The 15,260-nt window shown below is 65.8% G+C and carries 14 protein-coding genes; 11 read left to right on the top strand and 3 right to left on the bottom strand.

Going from position 1 to position 15,260, the window contains the following annotated elements:
• Positions 1 to 55: 55 nt before the first annotated feature.
• The 5 genes from AOA14_RS11045 to AOA14_RS11065 all read left to right on the top strand — a co-directional run bounded on the left by AOA14_RS11045 (position 56) and on the right by AOA14_RS11065 (position 5,180).
• Positions 56 to 1,183: an alpha/beta hydrolase gene (locus AOA14_RS11045; RefSeq protein ID WP_062901848.1), complete on the top strand. Its 1,128-nt coding sequence runs from the start codon at positions 56 to 58 to the stop codon at positions 1,181 to 1,183.
• On the top strand, positions 1,184 to 2,164 hold the full coding sequence (locus tag AOA14_RS11050; RefSeq protein ID WP_062901849.1) for a phosphotransferase family protein: 981 nt from the start codon (positions 1,184 to 1,186) through the stop codon (positions 2,162 to 2,164).
• Complete coding sequence (eno, locus tag AOA14_RS11055; RefSeq protein WP_062901850.1) at positions 2,161 to 3,459, top strand: phosphopyruvate hydratase; 1,299 nt, start codon at positions 2,161 to 2,163, stop codon at positions 3,457 to 3,459. The genes AOA14_RS11050 and eno overlap by 4 nt, the downstream gene beginning before the upstream one ends.
• The gene (locus AOA14_RS11060; protein ID WP_062901851.1) at positions 3,456 to 4,376 is read left to right on the top strand and encodes an NAD(P)-dependent oxidoreductase; all 921 of its coding nucleotides are present in this window, start codon (positions 3,456 to 3,458) and stop codon (positions 4,374 to 4,376) included. Before eno ends, AOA14_RS11060 begins: the two co-directional genes overlap by 4 nt.
• Positions 4,377 to 4,487: 111 nt before the next feature.
• On the top strand, positions 4,488 to 5,180 hold the full coding sequence (locus tag AOA14_RS11065) for an alpha/beta fold hydrolase (protein WP_062901852.1): 693 nt from the start codon (positions 4,488 to 4,490) through the stop codon (positions 5,178 to 5,180).
• Between the two features lie 125 nt (positions 5,181 to 5,305).
• Here AOA14_RS11065 and AOA14_RS11070 read toward each other — a convergent pair whose 3' ends face one another.
• Positions 5,306 to 6,463 carry a 5-methyltetrahydropteroyltriglutamate--homocysteine methyltransferase gene (locus AOA14_RS11070; RefSeq protein WP_409372265.1) on the bottom strand — a complete coding sequence of 386 codons (1,158 nt, stop codon included), beginning with the start codon at positions 6,461 to 6,463 and terminating at the stop codon, positions 5,306 to 5,308.
• Here AOA14_RS11070 and AOA14_RS11075 point away from each other — a divergent pair.
• A complete protein-coding gene (locus AOA14_RS11075; RefSeq protein WP_062901854.1) occupies positions 6,444 to 8,009 on the top strand; it encodes a long-chain-fatty-acid--CoA ligase in 1,566 nt (521 codons plus the stop codon). The two genes, AOA14_RS11070 and AOA14_RS11075, sit on opposite strands and share 20 nt — an antisense overlap.
• A 29-nt stretch (positions 8,010 to 8,038) precedes the next feature.
• Here the strand turns inward: AOA14_RS11075 and AOA14_RS11080 are convergent, their stop codons facing one another.
• Positions 8,039 to 8,536, bottom strand: a complete 498-nt coding sequence (locus tag AOA14_RS11080) for a DUF3237 domain-containing protein (RefSeq protein ID WP_062901855.1) — start codon at positions 8,534 to 8,536, stop codon at positions 8,039 to 8,041.
• A gap of 125 nt (positions 8,537 to 8,661) precedes the next feature.
• Here AOA14_RS11080 and AOA14_RS11085 point away from each other — a divergent pair, with 125 nt between their 5' ends.
• Genes AOA14_RS11085 through AOA14_RS11095 form a run of 3 tightly spaced genes read left to right on the top strand, consistent with a single transcriptional unit; the run spans position 8,662 to position 12,139 of the window.
• Entirely contained in the window at positions 8,662 to 10,905 is a 2,244-nt protein-coding gene (locus AOA14_RS11085) for a TonB-dependent receptor (protein WP_062901856.1), read from the top strand.
• A 29-nt stretch (positions 10,906 to 10,934) separates the two neighbouring features.
• On the top strand, positions 10,935 to 11,432 hold the full coding sequence (locus tag AOA14_RS11090) for a nuclear transport factor 2 family protein (RefSeq protein WP_062901857.1): 498 nt from the start codon (positions 10,935 to 10,937) through the stop codon (positions 11,430 to 11,432).
• Positions 11,429 to 12,139 carry a glutathione S-transferase N-terminal domain-containing protein gene (locus tag AOA14_RS11095; RefSeq protein ID WP_003049501.1) on the top strand — a complete coding sequence of 237 codons (711 nt, stop codon included), beginning with the start codon at positions 11,429 to 11,431 and terminating at the stop codon, positions 12,137 to 12,139. The genes AOA14_RS11090 and AOA14_RS11095 overlap by 4 nt, the downstream gene beginning before the upstream one ends.
• Before the next feature lie 60 nt (positions 12,140 to 12,199).
• On the opposite strand, the gene AOA14_RS11100 is transcribed toward AOA14_RS11095, so the two are convergent.
• Positions 12,200 to 12,967: an SDR family NAD(P)-dependent oxidoreductase gene (locus tag AOA14_RS11100; RefSeq protein WP_062901858.1), complete on the bottom strand. Its 768-nt coding sequence runs from the start codon at positions 12,965 to 12,967 to the stop codon at positions 12,200 to 12,202.
• Between the two features lie 104 nt (positions 12,968 to 13,071).
• Here AOA14_RS11100 and AOA14_RS11105 point away from each other — a divergent pair, with 104 nt between their 5' ends.
• Positions 13,072 to 14,367, top strand: coding sequence for a spinster family MFS transporter (locus AOA14_RS11105; RefSeq protein WP_062901859.1), 1,296 nt, complete (start codon positions 13,072 to 13,074; stop codon positions 14,365 to 14,367).
• Positions 14,364 to 15,251, top strand: coding sequence for an SDR family NAD(P)-dependent oxidoreductase (locus AOA14_RS11110; protein ID WP_062901860.1), 888 nt, complete (start codon positions 14,364 to 14,366; stop codon positions 15,249 to 15,251). Before AOA14_RS11105 ends, AOA14_RS11110 begins: the two co-directional genes overlap by 4 nt.
• The last annotated feature ends 9 nt before the right edge of the window (positions 15,252 to 15,260 follow it).

The raw sequence follows: 15,260 nt of genomic DNA on the forward strand, positions 1-15,260 counted from the left end.
CCCGGATCAAGTCCGGGATGACGATTATGAGATATAACAGGCAGGAGAGAGACTGATGGACCCGAACGGGATTGCAGGACTGGACGCACAATTCATCGGCCGCACGTCGCCGACCGCGCCGCGGATTCAGGCGGGCGGCCATCCCTGTCAGGGCATATATTGGACCGAGGCGGGCAAGCGGCCCAAGGTCGCGATCATCGCCACCCATTATAATGTCGATTTTTCCGAACATTATATCGCGCCCTATTTTGCCCGCGCCGGTTTTGGCTTTCTCGGCTGGAATACGCGCTATCGCGGGTTCGAGGACCAATTCCTGCTCGAACATGCCATCCTCGACATCGGGGTCGGAATGAAGTGGCTGAAAGAAGAGGCCGGGGTCGAACAGATCGTGATCCTCGGCAATTCGGGCGGCGGCTCGCTGATGGGCGCCTATCAGGCCGAAGCGATCGCGCCGACCTTGACCGACCGGCTGCCGTCAATCGGTCAGGATGCGCTGGCGCAGCTCATCAAGGGCAATCTCTATATCAGCTTCAACGCCCACCAGGGACGTCCCGAAGTGCTGACCGACTGGATGGACGCGTCGGTGATCGACGAAAATGATCCGACGCTGACCGATCCCGAGCTCGACCCGTTCAATCCCGACAATGGCCCGCCCTATTCGGACGCTTTCATCGAAAAATATCGCGCCGGCCAGCGCGCGCGCAACCAGCGCATCACCGATTGGGCAAAGGCCGAACTCGCGCGGCTCAATGCGGCCGGAATCCCCGACCGTATCTTTCCGATGTTCCGCTGCTGGGGCGACATCCGCTGCGTCGATCCGGCGATCGACCCGTCGGACCGCAAGCCCAACTGGTGCTATCGCGGCGACCCGGCAATCGCCAACCGCACCCCCAGCATCGGCCGCGCCAATACGATCAAGACCTGGCTCAACATGTGGAGCCTCGAAACATCGCCGTGCCAGGGGCAGCCGCACCTCGCCAAGCACGACACCCCCGCGCTGGTGGTGCAGGGGCTCGCCGACACCGGCGTCTTCCCCAGCGATGCGCGCAAGATCTTCGACTTCCTCGGCACCGCGGACAAAAGGCTCGAACTGATCCCCGGCGCGCATTATTTCGAGGATTCGATCGAAGAACGGCAAAATGCCGCCGATCTGGTCAGCAGCTGGATCCGGGAGAAGCTGTAAGTGGACACGGCGACCGCCGACATCATTGCGGGATTGCGCGCGGCCGGGCTGGCGGGCGAGGGCGAGGTCGTCCTCGAGCCATTGACCGGCGGCGTGTCCTGCGACGTGTGGCGGGTCGACGGCCCGGCGGGGCCGATCGTGGTCAAGCGGCCGCTCGAGCAATTGCGTGTCGCCGCCGATTGGCACGCACCGGTCGAACGCGGCGCGAGCGAGGTGCGCTGGCTGCGCCGGGCGCGCGGCGTCGATCCGCATCTAGTGCCCGAGGTGCTGGCCGAATTGCCCGGCCACGGCTTCGCGATGCGCTTCCTGCCGGATTGTCCGGTGTGGAAGGATGAATTGATCGCGGGCCGTGTCGATCCGGGGTTCGCGGCGGCTGTCGGTCGCGGCATCGTGGCGGTCCACGCCGCGACCGCGAACAGCGCCGCCGACCGCGACGCCTTTCCGACCGATGCGATGTTCCGCGCGCTGCGCGTCGATCCCTTTCTGCTGTTCGTTGCGCAAAAGGATGCGGAGTGCGCGCCGGCGCTCTACGCGCTCGCCGACGACCTCTCGTCGCGCAAGGTGGCGCTCGTTCACGGCGACGTCAGCCCCAAGAATATTCTCGTCGGTGCAGACGGGCCGGTGTTCCTTGACGCCGAATGTGCAGTCTATGGCGACCCGGCCTTCGACCTTGCCTTTTGCACCACGCATCTGCTGCTGAAGGCGGTGTGGCTGGGGAACGAACGGCTCGGCGAGGCCGCGGCGGCGCTGGTCGAGACCTATCGCGCCGGCATCGATTGGGAAGACGCCGACGCGCTGGCGCTGCGCGCCGGCAAACTGACCGCCGCGTTGCTGCTCGCGCGGGTCGAGGGCAAATCGCCCGCGCCCTATCTGACCGACCGCCATCACAAACAAATCGTGCGCGATCAGGCGCGTGCGTTGCTGCTCGCGCCGACGCCCATCGATGCGCTCGTCGCAAACTGGAAAAGGACCAAGGAATGACGTCGCCTATCGCTTCGGTTGCCGGCCGCCAGCTTTGGGATTCGCGTGGCCGCCCCACGGTCGAGGCGGAAGTTATCCTCGAATCGGGCGCGGTTGGCCGCGCCATTGCGCCCGCCGGTGCCTCGCGCGGCGCGCATGAGGCGATCGACCTGCGCGACGGCGGCCCGGCCTTCGGCGGCTATGGCGTCAATGGCGCGGTCGCCGGGATCGGGGCCGAGATCGCGCCCGCGCTGATCGGCATGGATGCGGGCGACCAGGCGGCGGTCGACAAGGCGCTGTGCGATCTCGACGGCACCCCGAACAAGGCGCGGCTGGGGGCGAACGCCGTCGTTGCGGTGTCGATGGCGGTGCTGCACGCGGCGGCCGCCGACGCGCGGCTGCCGCTGTGGCGCTACCTCGCCGGGGACCGCAAAGTCCGCATCCCGCTGCCCGAGATCCAGATTTTCGGCGGCGGCGCCCACGCCGGGCGGCGCACCGACGTGCAGGATTTCATGATCATGTGCCCCGCGGCGGGCAGCTTTCGTCGCGCACTCGAAATCACCGACGATGTGTATCGCGCCGCGGGCAAGCTGATGGAAGCCAAGGGGCCGCTGTCGGGGGTCGCCGACGAAGGCGGCTGGTGGCCGAATTTCGCCTCGAACGAGGATGCGCTGGGCACGCTGACCAAGGCGATCGAGGCCAGCGGGCACCGCGCGGGCGAAGACGTCTTCATCTCGCTCGACATTGCGGCGAACGAACTCGGCGATGCCTCGGGCTACAGCCTCGCGCTCGACGAGGGGCGATTGACGAGCGAGGACATGGCGGCGCGCATCGTCGAATGGGCGGGACGCTATCCGATCCTGTCGATCGAAGACCCGGCGGGGCAGGATGACTGGACCGCGATGGCGGCGGTCACCGCAGCTATCGGCGACCGGGTGCAAATCATCGGCGACGATGTGCTCGTCACCAATGCGGCGCGCGTCGAGCGCGCGGGCGATGCAGCGGTGTGCAATGCGGCGCTAATCAAGGTGAACCAGATCGGCACCGTCACCGAAGCGAAGGCCGCGCTCGATGCCGCGGTCGCGCGCGGCTGGGGCGCGATCGTCTCGGCACGCTCGGGCGAGAGCGAGGATGTCACGATCGCGCATCTGGCCACCGGCTGGGACGCGGGGCAATTGAAGGTCGGCAGCTTTACCCGCTCCGAACGGATGGCGAAGTGGAACGAGATGCTGCGGATCGAGGAAGCGATGGGCGCCGATGCCGAATTTGCCGGCTTCTCGGCCTTTGCGGGGTCGATCGGGCGGGTCGCGGCATGATCGTTCTCCACGCCCGCCCAAGCCCCGGCTTTCGCGCGGCGGTCGATGCCATCTTCGGCGCGGGCGTCGTGACGCATGTCGACGAAGCCGCACCGCTCGACGCGGTGGCTGGCGAGATCACCGCGCTGCTCCATGTGCTGACCCCCGTAACGGCCGACTTCATCGCTTCGGCGCCCAGGCTCAAGCTGATCCAGAAGCTCGGCGTGGGCGTGAACACGATCGCGCTCGACGCGGCGCGCGAGCATGGTGTCGCGGTGTGCAACATGCCGGGCACCAACAGCCAGGCGGTCGCCGAAATGGCGCTGTCGCTGATGATGGCCGTGCTGCGCCGCACCTGCTTCTTCGACGCGCGGACCCGCGCCGGTGAAGGCTGGACCGCCGATCCGTCCGAACTCGATTCGGTGGGCGAGGTCGGCGGGCGCACCGTGGGGCTCGTCGGGTTCGGCAATTCGGCGCAACTGCTCGCGCCGGTGCTCGCCGCGCTGGGGGCGCGGGTGGTCTATACGGCGCGGCGCGAGCGCGACGGGCCTTATGAATTTCTGCCGCTTGGCCAGTTGCTCGCGGAGAGCGATATCGTCTCGCTGCACATGCCGCTGACCGAAGAGACGCGCGCCAGCATCGACCCGTTCGCGATGAAGCAGGGCGCGATACTGGTGAACACCGCGCGCGGCGAACTGGTCGACGAGGATCGGCTGGTCGCGGCGCTGACCGCGGACCATCTGCGCGGCGCGGGGCTCGACGTGTTTGCGGAGGAGCCGTTGCCGCGCGGGAATCCGCTGCTCGGCCTGCCCAATGCGGTGCTCGCGCCGCATGTCGCATGGCTTACGCCCGAGACGCTCGTGCGCAGCCTGACGGTGGCGCATGAGAATTGCCGTCGGCTGGGGGCGGGCGAAGCGCTGCTGCATCAGGTGGTATGAAACATTTCGTCATTGCGAGCGGAGCGAAACAATCCAGTGCGGTTTACGCCTGCTCTGGATTGCCGCGTCGCCTTGGGCTCCTCGCAATGACGACGCTTTAGGATTGACCCCATGACGCTTCCGATCGTCCTCATCACCGGCCAGCTATTGACCGACGCGGTATGGCAGCCGCTCCTTGATGCGTGGACCGACCGCGAGGTCATCGTCGCAGATAACCGCTGCGACGATACGATCGCGGGTTTCGCGCAGCGCCTGCTCGACAATGCACCGCCGAAATTCGCGCTGGTCGCGCACGCCATGGGCGGCTTCATCGCCTTCGAGGTGATGCGCCGGGCGCCCGAGCGGGTTGCGAAGCTGGTGCTGATCTCGACGCTCGCCTCGGCCGATGGTCCAGGGCAGACCGCGCGGCGGCAGGGCTATATCGACCTCGTGACAAGCGGCCGGTTCGATCAGGTGGTCGAGGAGCGCATCCCGATCCTGTTTCCCGAAGAAAAGCGCGGCGACGCGCGCCTGCTCGGCATCGCGCGGCAGATGGCGGCGGATACCGGCGCCGATACCTTCCTTGCGCAGCAGCGCGCGATCATGGCGCGCATCGACAGCCGCCCGCGCCTGGGCGAGATTGCGGTGCCGACCCTGCTGATCTGGGGCGACAAGGATGGTATCACCAGCCGCGCGCACCATGACGAGATACTGGACGCGATTCCGGGCGCGCGGCTGGAGGTAATCGCGGGGGCAGGGCATCTGCCGATGGTCGAGGCGCCGGAGTTGGTGGTGCCGTTGTTGACGGATTTCATCGACGCCTGACCTCCCCTCCCGCAAGCGGGAGGGGCAGCGAGAGTTGTGAGCTTGCTCGCTACTCGCAGCGGGGTGGGCCAGGGCGGCGTCGCTGCCCACCCCCGACCCCTCCCGCAAGCGGGAGGGGAGAGTGGTTACTTCAGCTCCGCCCGCACCAGCGCCGCCCCGTCGACCATCGCCTTCAGCTTCGCCTGGCTATGGTCGCGGCTGTGATATTTCATCCCGCAATCGGGCGCGATCCACAGCCGTTCGGCGTCGACATAGCGCAGCGCCTCGCGGATGCGGCCCGCGACGATTTCGGGCGTCTCCACCTCGGGCGTCGACAGGTCGAGCACCCCGTACATGATCGTCTTGGTCGGCAGTTCGGCGAGGATCGCGGGGTCGAGCCCCGGCTGCGCCGCCTCGATCGAAATCACGTCGATCGCCGACGCTTCGAGTTCGGCGAGGAAATCATAGGCCTTCGGCTTCGGCCCCGTCGCGCCCGCGCTGTGGTGCACCATCGCATAGCCGAAGCAGATATGCAGCGCGGTCGTGCCGCCGACGCCGTCGAGCGCGCGGTTGATCGCCTCGATCGCATAGGCGTTCGCCTCGGCGGCGCGCGCCTGCAGATAGGGTTCGTCGAGTTGGACGACATCGACGCCGGCGGCGAACAGATCCTTCACCTCGGCATTGACCGCATCGGCATAATCCATCGCGAGCGATCTGAGGTCGGGATAATAGGCGTTCTCGGCCTGCTGGGTCATGGTGAAGGGGCCGGGCAGGGTCAGCTTGACCGGCTTGGTTGAATGGCGGCGCAGAAAGGCGGCGTCCTGCGCCTCGATCGGCGCCACGCGGCGGATCGGGCCCGAGACGAGCGGTACCGGATTGGCGTTGCCGGTGCGGTCGATCGCGGTGCCATGCTGTTCGGTGTCGATCCCCGACAGCGCGGTCGCGAGCCGGTTCGAATAGCTTTCGCGGCGCATCTCGCCGTCGCCGACGATGTCGATGCCCAGCTCTTCCTGATCGCGGATCGCCATCAAGGTCGCGGCCTCCTGTGCATCCGCCAGCCAGGGTTCGGGGATGCGCCACAAAGTCTCGGCACGCACGCGCGGCGGCAGGCTGGCCTTCAATCGTTCGCGGTCGATCAGCCAATCGGGTTGGGGGTAGCTTCCGACGATCGTTGTCGGCAGGATGGGGTGATCGAACAAGGCGGATCCTCTCGCTTTTTTGCTGGCCAAGTATTTGCTTAGTATTCTATCTAATTCAAGATCAAAGTGACGATGGGAGAGCGAAATGATCGATCTGGAGGCCATTCGGACGCTGGCCGATATTCCGGCGGCGCAGGCGCGCGCGCGTGGGCAGGCGGTCGCGGTCAAATATGGAGATCGCGAAACGAGCTTTGCCGAGCTTGATGCGCAGTCGAACCGGGTCGCGAACGCGCTGCTGGCGTCGGGGGTCGCGCCCGGCGACCGGGTTTCGGTGCTGACCAAGAACCACGACGCCTGGTATCCGCTCTTCTTCGGCACCGCGCGTGCGCGCGCCTGCCTCGCGCCGATCAACTGCCGCCTCGCCGCGGGCGAGATTGGTTTCATTTTGGGCGACGCCGCCCCGAAGCTGCTCTTCGTGGGCGAGGATTTCTTCGACACCGCGCTGGCCGCGGTCGCCGGGCTCGCCGACAAGCCGCGGTTGGTGGCGCTTTATGGCGCGCACCCGGACTTTGAAGGCTTCGACGCCTGGCTCGGCGATGCGGCCGCGACCCCGCCCGCCGACGCGCCGCAACTCGCCGACGATGTGCTGCAACTTTACACGAGCGGCACCACCGGGCGGCCCAAGGGTGTGGTGCTCGCCAACAAGAATTACCGCCGCTTCCTCGAAATGGCGACCGAGGTCGACGGCTTCGCCTATGGCGAGGACGAAACGGTCATGATCGTGATGCCGCTATTCCATGTTGCCGGGACCAATGTCAGCTTTTCGGGACTGGCGCAGGGCGGGCGGCTGGTGCTGGTCAAGGATTTCGCCGCGGACGATGCGGTGCGGATGCTGACCGAGGAACGCGTTGCGCACGCCTTCCTCGCGCCCGCGATGATCCAGATGATGCTGCAACAGCCCGCCGCAGCGACAGGCGACTATTCGGCGTTGCGGTCGATCGCTTATGGCGCCTCGCCAATCGCGGAGGATGTGCTGCGCCGCGCGCGCACGACCTTTGGCTGCGATTTCGTGCAATTCTATGGCATGACCGAAAGCTCGGGCGGCGGCTCCTACCTCTCGCCCGCCGCGCACGACCTGCCCGGCAAGCTTACCTCGTGCGGTCAGCCCTGGCCGCAGACCGAGATGGCGATTCTCGATGGCGAGGGGCGGCCGCTCGGCGACGGTGAGATCGGCGAGATCGCGATCCGCGGCGACATCGTGATGAAGGAATATTGGAACCGCGCCGAGGCGACCGCCGAAACCGTGATCGGCGGCTGGCTGCACACCGGCGACGTCGGCTATCGCGACGCCGACGGCTTTTACTTCGTCCACGACCGGATCAAGGACATGATCGTGTCGGGCGGCGAGAATGTCTATCCGGCCGAGGTCGAAAGCGCGATCATGGGCTGCCCCGGCGTCGCCGATGTTGCGGTCATCGGCGTGCCCGACGACAAATGGGGCGAGGCGGTAAAGGCGCTGATCGTCCCCGCGCCCGGCGCCACGGTCGAGCCCGCCGATGTCATCGCATGGGCGCGCGAGCGCATCGCTGCCTACAAGGCGCCGAAGAGCGTCGAGACGATCGACGCGTTGCCGCGCAACCCGTCGGGCAAGGTGCTGCGTCGCGAACTGCGCGCGCCTTATTGGGAAGGCCGCGACCGAGCCGTGGGCTAGGGGCGGGGCACTGCCTCAGGCATTTCGCCTCACAATATCTCGTGGATCACATGGCGCACGCCGAAGTCGGTGCGCTCGCCGACTCCGACGGCGAGCAGACCGTTGAGCCAGTCGTATCGGGGACTCGCGGTCTCGAACACGGGCGCGATTCGCAGATAATAGCGCGCAGGATCGACATAGGGCGCGGCAGGGTCGGCGAAGGCAGCGCGGACGTCATCGGGGATCAGGCTGCGCCCCGTATAGCTGAGGTAGATGAGCGCGCCGTCGTCGGTCTGCCACACCGCGCGCGCGTCGAAGGTGCCGACCGACGCCGCCTCGCCCAGCCGCCCGCTGCGCGACCAATTGCCGCCACCCGGCAGAACGATGCCCTTGATTCGCGGTCCGAAAAATCGTCCGCCCGTGATATAGCCGAGCCGCTGGTCGCCGAAAGGCGAGGCGCCGATCCCGATCAGGCCGCCCCCCACCTCGAACTCCACGGTGCACAAGGGACGGCTCGCAAGCGCGCTCTGGCGATTTTCGTTGGTCATAATCGGGAATCCTCTCTTGAAACTCTGGACAAGCATAAAACCATTAGTATACTAAGGGTCAATCAGATTGACGGATCGGACGGAGAAACCGGTACCGTTGCACTAGGCTCTATGGGAGGGTGAAGATGAAGGCTCGACATTCGAATCTGCTCGCTGGCGTCGCGACGCTTGCGATGCTGGCTACCGCCGCGCCGGCGATGGCGCAGACTGCCGACGATGGCGCCGATACGTCCGCGGAAGCAAGCGGCAGCGGCAATGAAATCATCGTGACGGCGCAAAAGCGCGCCCAGAACATCCAGGATGTTCCGATCTCGATGGAGGTCGTCAGCGGCCAGCGGCTCGACGATTTCAACTCGAACGACATCAAGGCGGTGATGAATTACACGCCGAACGTCTTCGTCCAGTCGACCGCGGGCAACGACGTGATCTACATTCGCGGCTTCGGCTCGCCGCCGGCGAACTTCGCCTTCGACCAGTCGGTCTCGCTCTATGTCGACGGCGTCTACGCCGGCCGGTCGCGTCAGGCGCAGGCACCCTTCTTCGACCTCGCGCGCGTCGAGGTGCTGCGCGGTCCGCAGGGCGCCCTGTTCGGCAAGAACACCGCGGCCGGCGCGGTCAGCGTCGTGTCGGCGGGGCCGACCGACCAGTTCGAAGGCAAGCTGACCGCCAATTATAACTTCGATTTCAAGGGCACCGACTTTTCGGGCTATCTGTCGGGGCCGCTGACCGACACGCTGAGCGCGCGCCTCGCGATGAAGGTGCTCAACCAGCAGGGCTATATCCGCAACCTCGCGACCGACCATGACGATCCGGAGATCAAGCAGCAGCTTCTCCGCCTGACGATGAAATGGGAACCGTCGGCCAATTTCGATTACACCGCGAAGGTCGAATATGCGAACCGCGATGTCGTGGGCGGCATTACCGTGTCGAGCCCGCTGACCAGCGCGCAGGATCCGCACCTTACCCGCTATCTCGACAAGTCGGCGCTCGGCGATGAAGGGACCAAGACCAAATCGGTCATGATATCGGGCACCGGCAACATCGCGATAGGCGACTATACGCTGACGTCGGTGACCGGTTACAGCTGGTTCAACGCCAATATCGTCAACGGCTTCGATCAGACGATTCCGGGCGGCGGCGGCGCGTTTACCAACAATTCGGTATACAACAGCTTCCCCGAACGCTTCGAGCAATTCTCCCAGGAAATTCGCGTGTTGTCGCCGACCGGCCGCACCTTCGATTTCATCGTCGGCGCTTATTACGACCATGGCAAATACCGGCTCGACCAGCTGCAGGGCTTCAATATCGCCAACCTGTTCGGTTCGCCCTATTTCGGCCGCATCGACAGCCGCTTCAACCAGACGTCGGACAGCTGGTCGCTCTTCGGACAGGGTACGCTGAACCTGGCCGACACCTTCCGCGTGATCGGCAGCCTGCGTTACAGCCACACGAGCAAGGACGCCGATTTCGCCTCGCGGCTGGTCTATGGCCCGTTTGCGATCCGTCCGATCTCCAGCGCGGTCGGTTCGCTCAGCGAAGGCAATGTCGATCCGTCGGTGACGGTGCAGTTCGACGTCGCACCGCGCATCATGCTCTACGCGACCTATGGCCGCGGGTCGAAGTCGGGCGGCTTCGTGTCGAATACCCTCGGCACGACGAACGCGACCTTCGCGTTCAAGCCCGAGCGTTCGACCAACTATGAAGCGGGCGTCAAATCGACGCTGTTCGACGGCAAGGTCGTCGCCAACGTCTCGGTCTATGACACCCAGTTCAAGAATCTGCAGGTTTCGGTCTATCAGCCGGCAACCTCCAGCTATCTGACCGGCAACGCCGCGAGCGCGACGTCGAAGGGCATCGAAGGATCGTTGGCGCTCTATCTGTCGCCCAACCTCGATATCACCGCATCGGGTGCCTATCAGGACATAAAATATGATGATTATCCGGGGGCTGCCTGCCTTGCGTCGCAGCCGAGCACCTGCACGCCGGCGACCAACAATCTTGCCGGCTATCGTCTCGCCTACACGTCAAAATGGACCGGCAATGTCTCGGCGCATGGCCGCGTGCCGCTGGGCGATGATCTGAAGCTCGACATCACGGGCGTCGCGGCGGGCCGCTCGAAATATTTCGACTCGGACAATCAGAGCCCGATTTTCGGCATCCAGAAAGGCTATGTGAAGCTCGACCTGCGCGTGCAGCTTTCGGATGCGGACGAGCGCTGGTTCCTGGCCTTCGTCGGCAAGAATCTGACCAACGAGCTGACGACGGGCAGCGCGTTCAACCTGCCGGCGCCGATCACCGCGGTTCCGCGCGCGATTCTCTATCTCGAACCGCCGCGCAACCTGTCGATCGAAGCCGGCTTCAAATTCTAGCAGTCCCGCTAGCTGGCAGTCCCACTAGAATGCCGACCGACGCGACCGCTATCGACGCTTTCCTTGACCGGGAAGCGGCGGTGGCGGTCGTGACCGCTTATGCCACCGCGCTCGATGCGCGCGACTGGGGCGCGTATCGAGCGCTGTTCGCCGACCGGATCGCGATCGACTATGGCGCGATCGGGTCGATCGTCGCGACGATCGATGCCGATGAATGGACGCGCCGCTGCCGCGCGCTCGAGGGTTTCGACGCTACCGCGCACCGGCTGCACAATGTGCGCGCCGAGATCGAGGGCGATCGCGCCGTGGTGACGGGAATCGTCGATGCGGCGCACTTCATTACCGTCGATGGCGCCGCGCTGATGGGCGACCTTGTCGGTCATTACACCCACCATCTGATCCGCGACGGGCGATGGCGGATCGCAGGTGTCACGCTCACCGTTGCGGGCTACCCGGCGGGGAAGCCTGCCTTCGACGCCGCATTTGCCGCCGCCCGCGCCCGTTTTGCCGAAAGAGGAATTGCATGATCGAGGTTTATTTCACCCCCACGCCCAACGGGCACAAGGTTTCGATCATGCTTGAAGAGACGGGCTTGCCGCACCGCCTGCTCAAGATGGATGTGCTCGCGGGCGATCATCTCACCCCCGACTTTCGGCGCATCAACCCCAACGGACGCCTGCCCGCGATCGTCGACCATGAACCGATCGGCGGCGGGGCGCCGCTGCCTGTCTTCGAAAGCGGCGCGATCCTGCTTTATCTTGCCGAAAAGAGCGGCAAGTTCCTGCCCGAAAATCCGCGCCGTCGCAGCCAGGCGCAGCAATGGCTGATGTGGCAGATGGCCAGCTTCGGGCCGATGCAGGGGCAGGCGCATCATTTCATCCGCTACGCACCCGAAGGCCAGACCTACCCGACCGAGCGCTACCGGAACGAGACAGTTCGCCTGCTGCACGTTCTGAACGGACGCCTGTCCGAGGCAGACTATCTGGCCGAGGAATATAGCATCGCCGACATGGCGGCCTGGCCCTGGGCGCGCGCGGTGCAGCTGATCGGGCTGACGCTCGACGATTATCCTGCCGTTGCCGACTGGTTCGCGCGCGTGGGCGAGCGGCCGGCGGTGATTGCCGGAACCGACGTCAAGAATGCCGCCAACCTTGCGAGCGCGCGGCCCGTGCTGACCGAGGAGCAATGGTCGAACCTGTTCGGCAAGAATATGCTCGCCGCGCCGACGCGCTGACCTCCTGCGCCATTGCGAAGAGCGAAGCGACGCGGCTTCGCCCGCAATGACGAGCGTGGATCAGACGGTATCGGCATGACCCCACTGATATTCGATCTTTCCGGCGAGCCGCCGCACCGCGAGCCAGTCGCCCCCGGCCAAACCGTCATCCTCGATCAGCGCGATGACGCCGCCGGCGATATCCCTGGGTTCGCAGGCTTCATTATTGGCCAGCACTTGCTCCATCCACTCCGATTTGCCGCCCGCGCCCGTGGTGTCGAGGATCGGTGTATCGACAAGGCCCGGCAGCATCCCCGCGACGCGGACGTTGCATTCGGCCTTCAGCGGCGCGCAGCAGCGGGTGAACATCATCACCGCCGCTTTGGTCGTCGCATACATCGTATCGTAAAATCCGGTGCCGAGCGCGACGGTCGACACGGTGTTGACGATCACCCCGCCGCCGCGGCGGCGCATCGCCTGCACGGCGATCTGCGTCGCGGCGATCAGCGAGGTCACATTGACGTCGATGATCCAGCGGATGCGCGCCGCGTCGACGTCGGGAAATTGCGGCAGTCCCGATACGACCCCGGCATTGTTGTGGAGAATGTCGACGTCGCCATGCGCCGCGAACCAGGCTTCGGTCGCGGCGATGTCGGACAGGTCGAGGCGGTGGACCGTCGCTCGCGCGCCCGCCGCCTCGACGCGACCCGCCGTTTCGCGCAGGTCGATTTCGTTGACGTCGACAAGTGCGATCGCGGCGGCGCCGCGCTCGGCAAGCGCGACGGCGGTGGCGCGGCCGATGCCGCTCGCGGCGCCGGTAACGATGGCGGTTTTGCCCTTGATATCCATTGCTCTCTCCCGTTCGATGTCGCCTTACCGTAAAGCACATTGACAGATAAACTTAAATACCTAAGTATTTTGACCCGAAAAGAGTCACATGTTTGGGGAGAGCCATGACGCAAGCCACCGCCCTTGATGCGGGCGCCGCGCCGGCCGACCGTTCGATCGCCGTCCGCCGCAATTTTGCGCTCGCGATGCTTTTCATGGTCGGCACGATCAACTTCGTCGACCGCCAGCTGCTGTCGGTGCTCGTCGAACCGATCCGCGCCGATATGCAGTTCAGCGATACGCAGTTCGGCTTGCTCACCGGCCTTGCCTTCGCGCTCTTCTATGCGGCGATGGGCGTCCCGGTCGCGATGATCGCCGACCGGTGGAACCGGGTGAAGCTGATCGGTATCGCCTGCGTGGTGTGGAGCGGCTTCACCGCCGCATGCGGCATGGTGTCGAACTTCTGGCAACTGGCGCTGATGCGCTTCGGCGTCGGCGCGGGCGAGGCGGGGGGCACCGCCCCGTCGCTGTCGGTGATCGCCGATTATTACCCGCCCGATCGCCGGCCGCTGGCGATCGGCCTCTTCACGCTGAACGGTCCGTTCGGCGTGTTCGTCGGCGCCGCCTTCGGCGCCTGGGCGGCGGCCAACATAGGCTGGCGCAATGCCTTCCTGGTCATCGGCGTCGTCGGTATCCTTGTTGCGCCGCTCTTGATCTGGCTGGTTCGCGAACCCGCGCGCGGCGCCATGGACAAGCAGCAGACGGCCGACGAAGCGCTGCCCTTTCGGCAGAGCCTTGCGATGTTCGTGCGCCGCCGGTCGCTGCGCATGGTGATGGTCGGCAGCGGCCTTGCCGCCTTCGTCAGCTATGGCATGCTCAACTGGATCCCGGCCTTCCTGATGCGCACCCAGGGCATGCCGCTCGATGCGATGGCGACCTGGTTCGCGCCCGCCGCCGGCATTACCTTCGGGATCGGCATCCTCGGCGGCGGCTGGCTGGTCAGCCACGTCGCGAAGCGATCGCCGCGCGCCTATGGATCGATTCCCGCTCTGGCCACCGCCGTCCTGATCCCGAGCTTCGCCGCGGCGCTCCTCGTCGATAGCTGGCAAGTGTCGCTTGCGCTGTTGCTGATCCCGATGGCGGCCTGCACCGCCTATGTCGCCCCGGCGCTGGCGCTGGTGCAGAATCTGACCCCGCCGCGCAGCCGCGCGACCGCCGCGGCGGTGCTGATGCTGATGTTCAACATCGTCGGCCTCGGCCTCGGTCCGCTGTTCATCGGCGTGGTGAGCGATTACCTCAAACCGGCCTATGGTGATGAAAGCTTGCGCTGGGCCTTGCTTGCCATCCTTCCCTTTGCGGTCGCCGCAGGGCTGGCCCAGTTCGCGATGACGCGCCACCTCGATCAGGATTTCGCCGAATGACCGATGTTGCAGGCAAGACGGCGTTCGTCACCGGCGGCGCCAGCGGGCTTGGTCTCGCGACGGCGCGGGCGCTGGCGGACAGGGGCGCGCGGCTGGTCCTCGCCGATATCGACGGAGCGGGGGCGGAAGCGGCGGCGGAAAGCCTGCGCGCCGCGGGGGCCGAGGCGATCGGGTTGCAGCTCGACGTGACCGACGAGGCAAGCTGGGCCGATGCCGGTGCCGCCGCGCAGGCCTTCGGCCCGGTACGCATCCTGTTCAGCAATGCCGGTGTGGGCGGCGGTTCGGGGCCGTTCGAGGATTATGACACCGACGTCTGGCGCTGGAACTATGCCGTCAATGCCCATGCGCATCTTTATGCCTGCCGCACCTTCCTCGGTGCGATGAAGGCATCGGGCGAGGCGAGCCACCTCGTCATCACATCGTCGATGGTTGCGATCGTGCCGCCGCCGATCTCGGTCGCCTATATCAGTTCGAAATATGCGACGCTCGGCATCGCGATGGCGCTGCGCAACGAGCTTGCGGGCACCTGCGTCGATATTTCGGTCCTGATGCCGGGGATGTCGGCGACGCGCATTGTCGAAACGACGCGCGATCTGCGCCCGGCGCAGGTCGAGGTGGGCCGGGCGGCCGCGACCAGCCAGGCCATGCAGGGCGTGCTTGCGGGCGGAATGGACCCGGCAAAGATCGGCGCGCGCGTCGTCCAGGCGATCGAGAATGGCGACTATTGGATTTTCACCCACCCCGAATGGAAGGCGATGGCCGAACTGGTGACGCGCGACATGCTGACAGCCTTCGGCGAATCCGCCGATCCGGATTACAAGGGCGACGATATCGACGGGCTGATCGCGGCCAATGGCGGCCGCATGTTCGGCGCGCGGATTTGAGGAGAGACT

It is taken from the genome of Sphingopyxis terrae subsp. terrae NBRC 15098, assembly GCF_001610975.1.
In the GTDB taxonomy this organism is placed as follows: Bacteria; Pseudomonadota; Alphaproteobacteria; order Sphingomonadales; family Sphingomonadaceae; genus Sphingopyxis; species Sphingopyxis terrae_A.

Coding starts and splice junctions, on each gene's coding strand:
- AOA14_RS11045 (WP_062901848.1), top strand. CDS start 56: ATGGACCCGAACGGGATTGCAGGACTGGACGCACAATTCATCGGCCGC.
- eno (WP_062901850.1), top strand. CDS start 2,161: ATGACGTCGCCTATCGCTTCGGTTGCCGGCCGCCAGCTTTGGGATTCG.
- AOA14_RS11060 (WP_062901851.1), top strand. CDS start 3,456: ATGATCGTTCTCCACGCCCGCCCAAGCCCCGGCTTTCGCGCGGCGGTC.
- AOA14_RS11065 (WP_062901852.1), top strand. CDS start 4,488: ATGACGCTTCCGATCGTCCTCATCACCGGCCAGCTATTGACCGACGCG.
- AOA14_RS11075 (WP_062901854.1), top strand. CDS start 6,444: ATGATCGATCTGGAGGCCATTCGGACGCTGGCCGATATTCCGGCGGCG.
- AOA14_RS11070 (WP_409372265.1), bottom strand. CDS start 6,463: ATGGCCTCCAGATCGATCATTTCGCTCTCCCATCGTCACTTTGATCTT.
- AOA14_RS11080 (WP_062901855.1), bottom strand. CDS start 8,536: ATGACCAACGAAAATCGCCAGAGCGCGCTTGCGAGCCGTCCCTTGTGC.
- AOA14_RS11085 (WP_062901856.1), top strand. CDS start 8,662: ATGAAGGCTCGACATTCGAATCTGCTCGCTGGCGTCGCGACGCTTGCG.
- AOA14_RS11090 (WP_062901857.1), top strand. CDS start 10,935: ATGCCGACCGACGCGACCGCTATCGACGCTTTCCTTGACCGGGAAGCG.
- AOA14_RS11095 (WP_003049501.1), top strand. CDS start 11,429: ATGATCGAGGTTTATTTCACCCCCACGCCCAACGGGCACAAGGTTTCG.
- AOA14_RS11100 (WP_062901858.1), bottom strand. CDS start 12,967: ATGGATATCAAGGGCAAAACCGCCATCGTTACCGGCGCCGCGAGCGGC.
- AOA14_RS11105 (WP_062901859.1), top strand. CDS start 13,072: ATGACGCAAGCCACCGCCCTTGATGCGGGCGCCGCGCCGGCCGACCGT.
- AOA14_RS11110 (WP_062901860.1), top strand. CDS start 14,364: ATGACCGATGTTGCAGGCAAGACGGCGTTCGTCACCGGCGGCGCCAGC.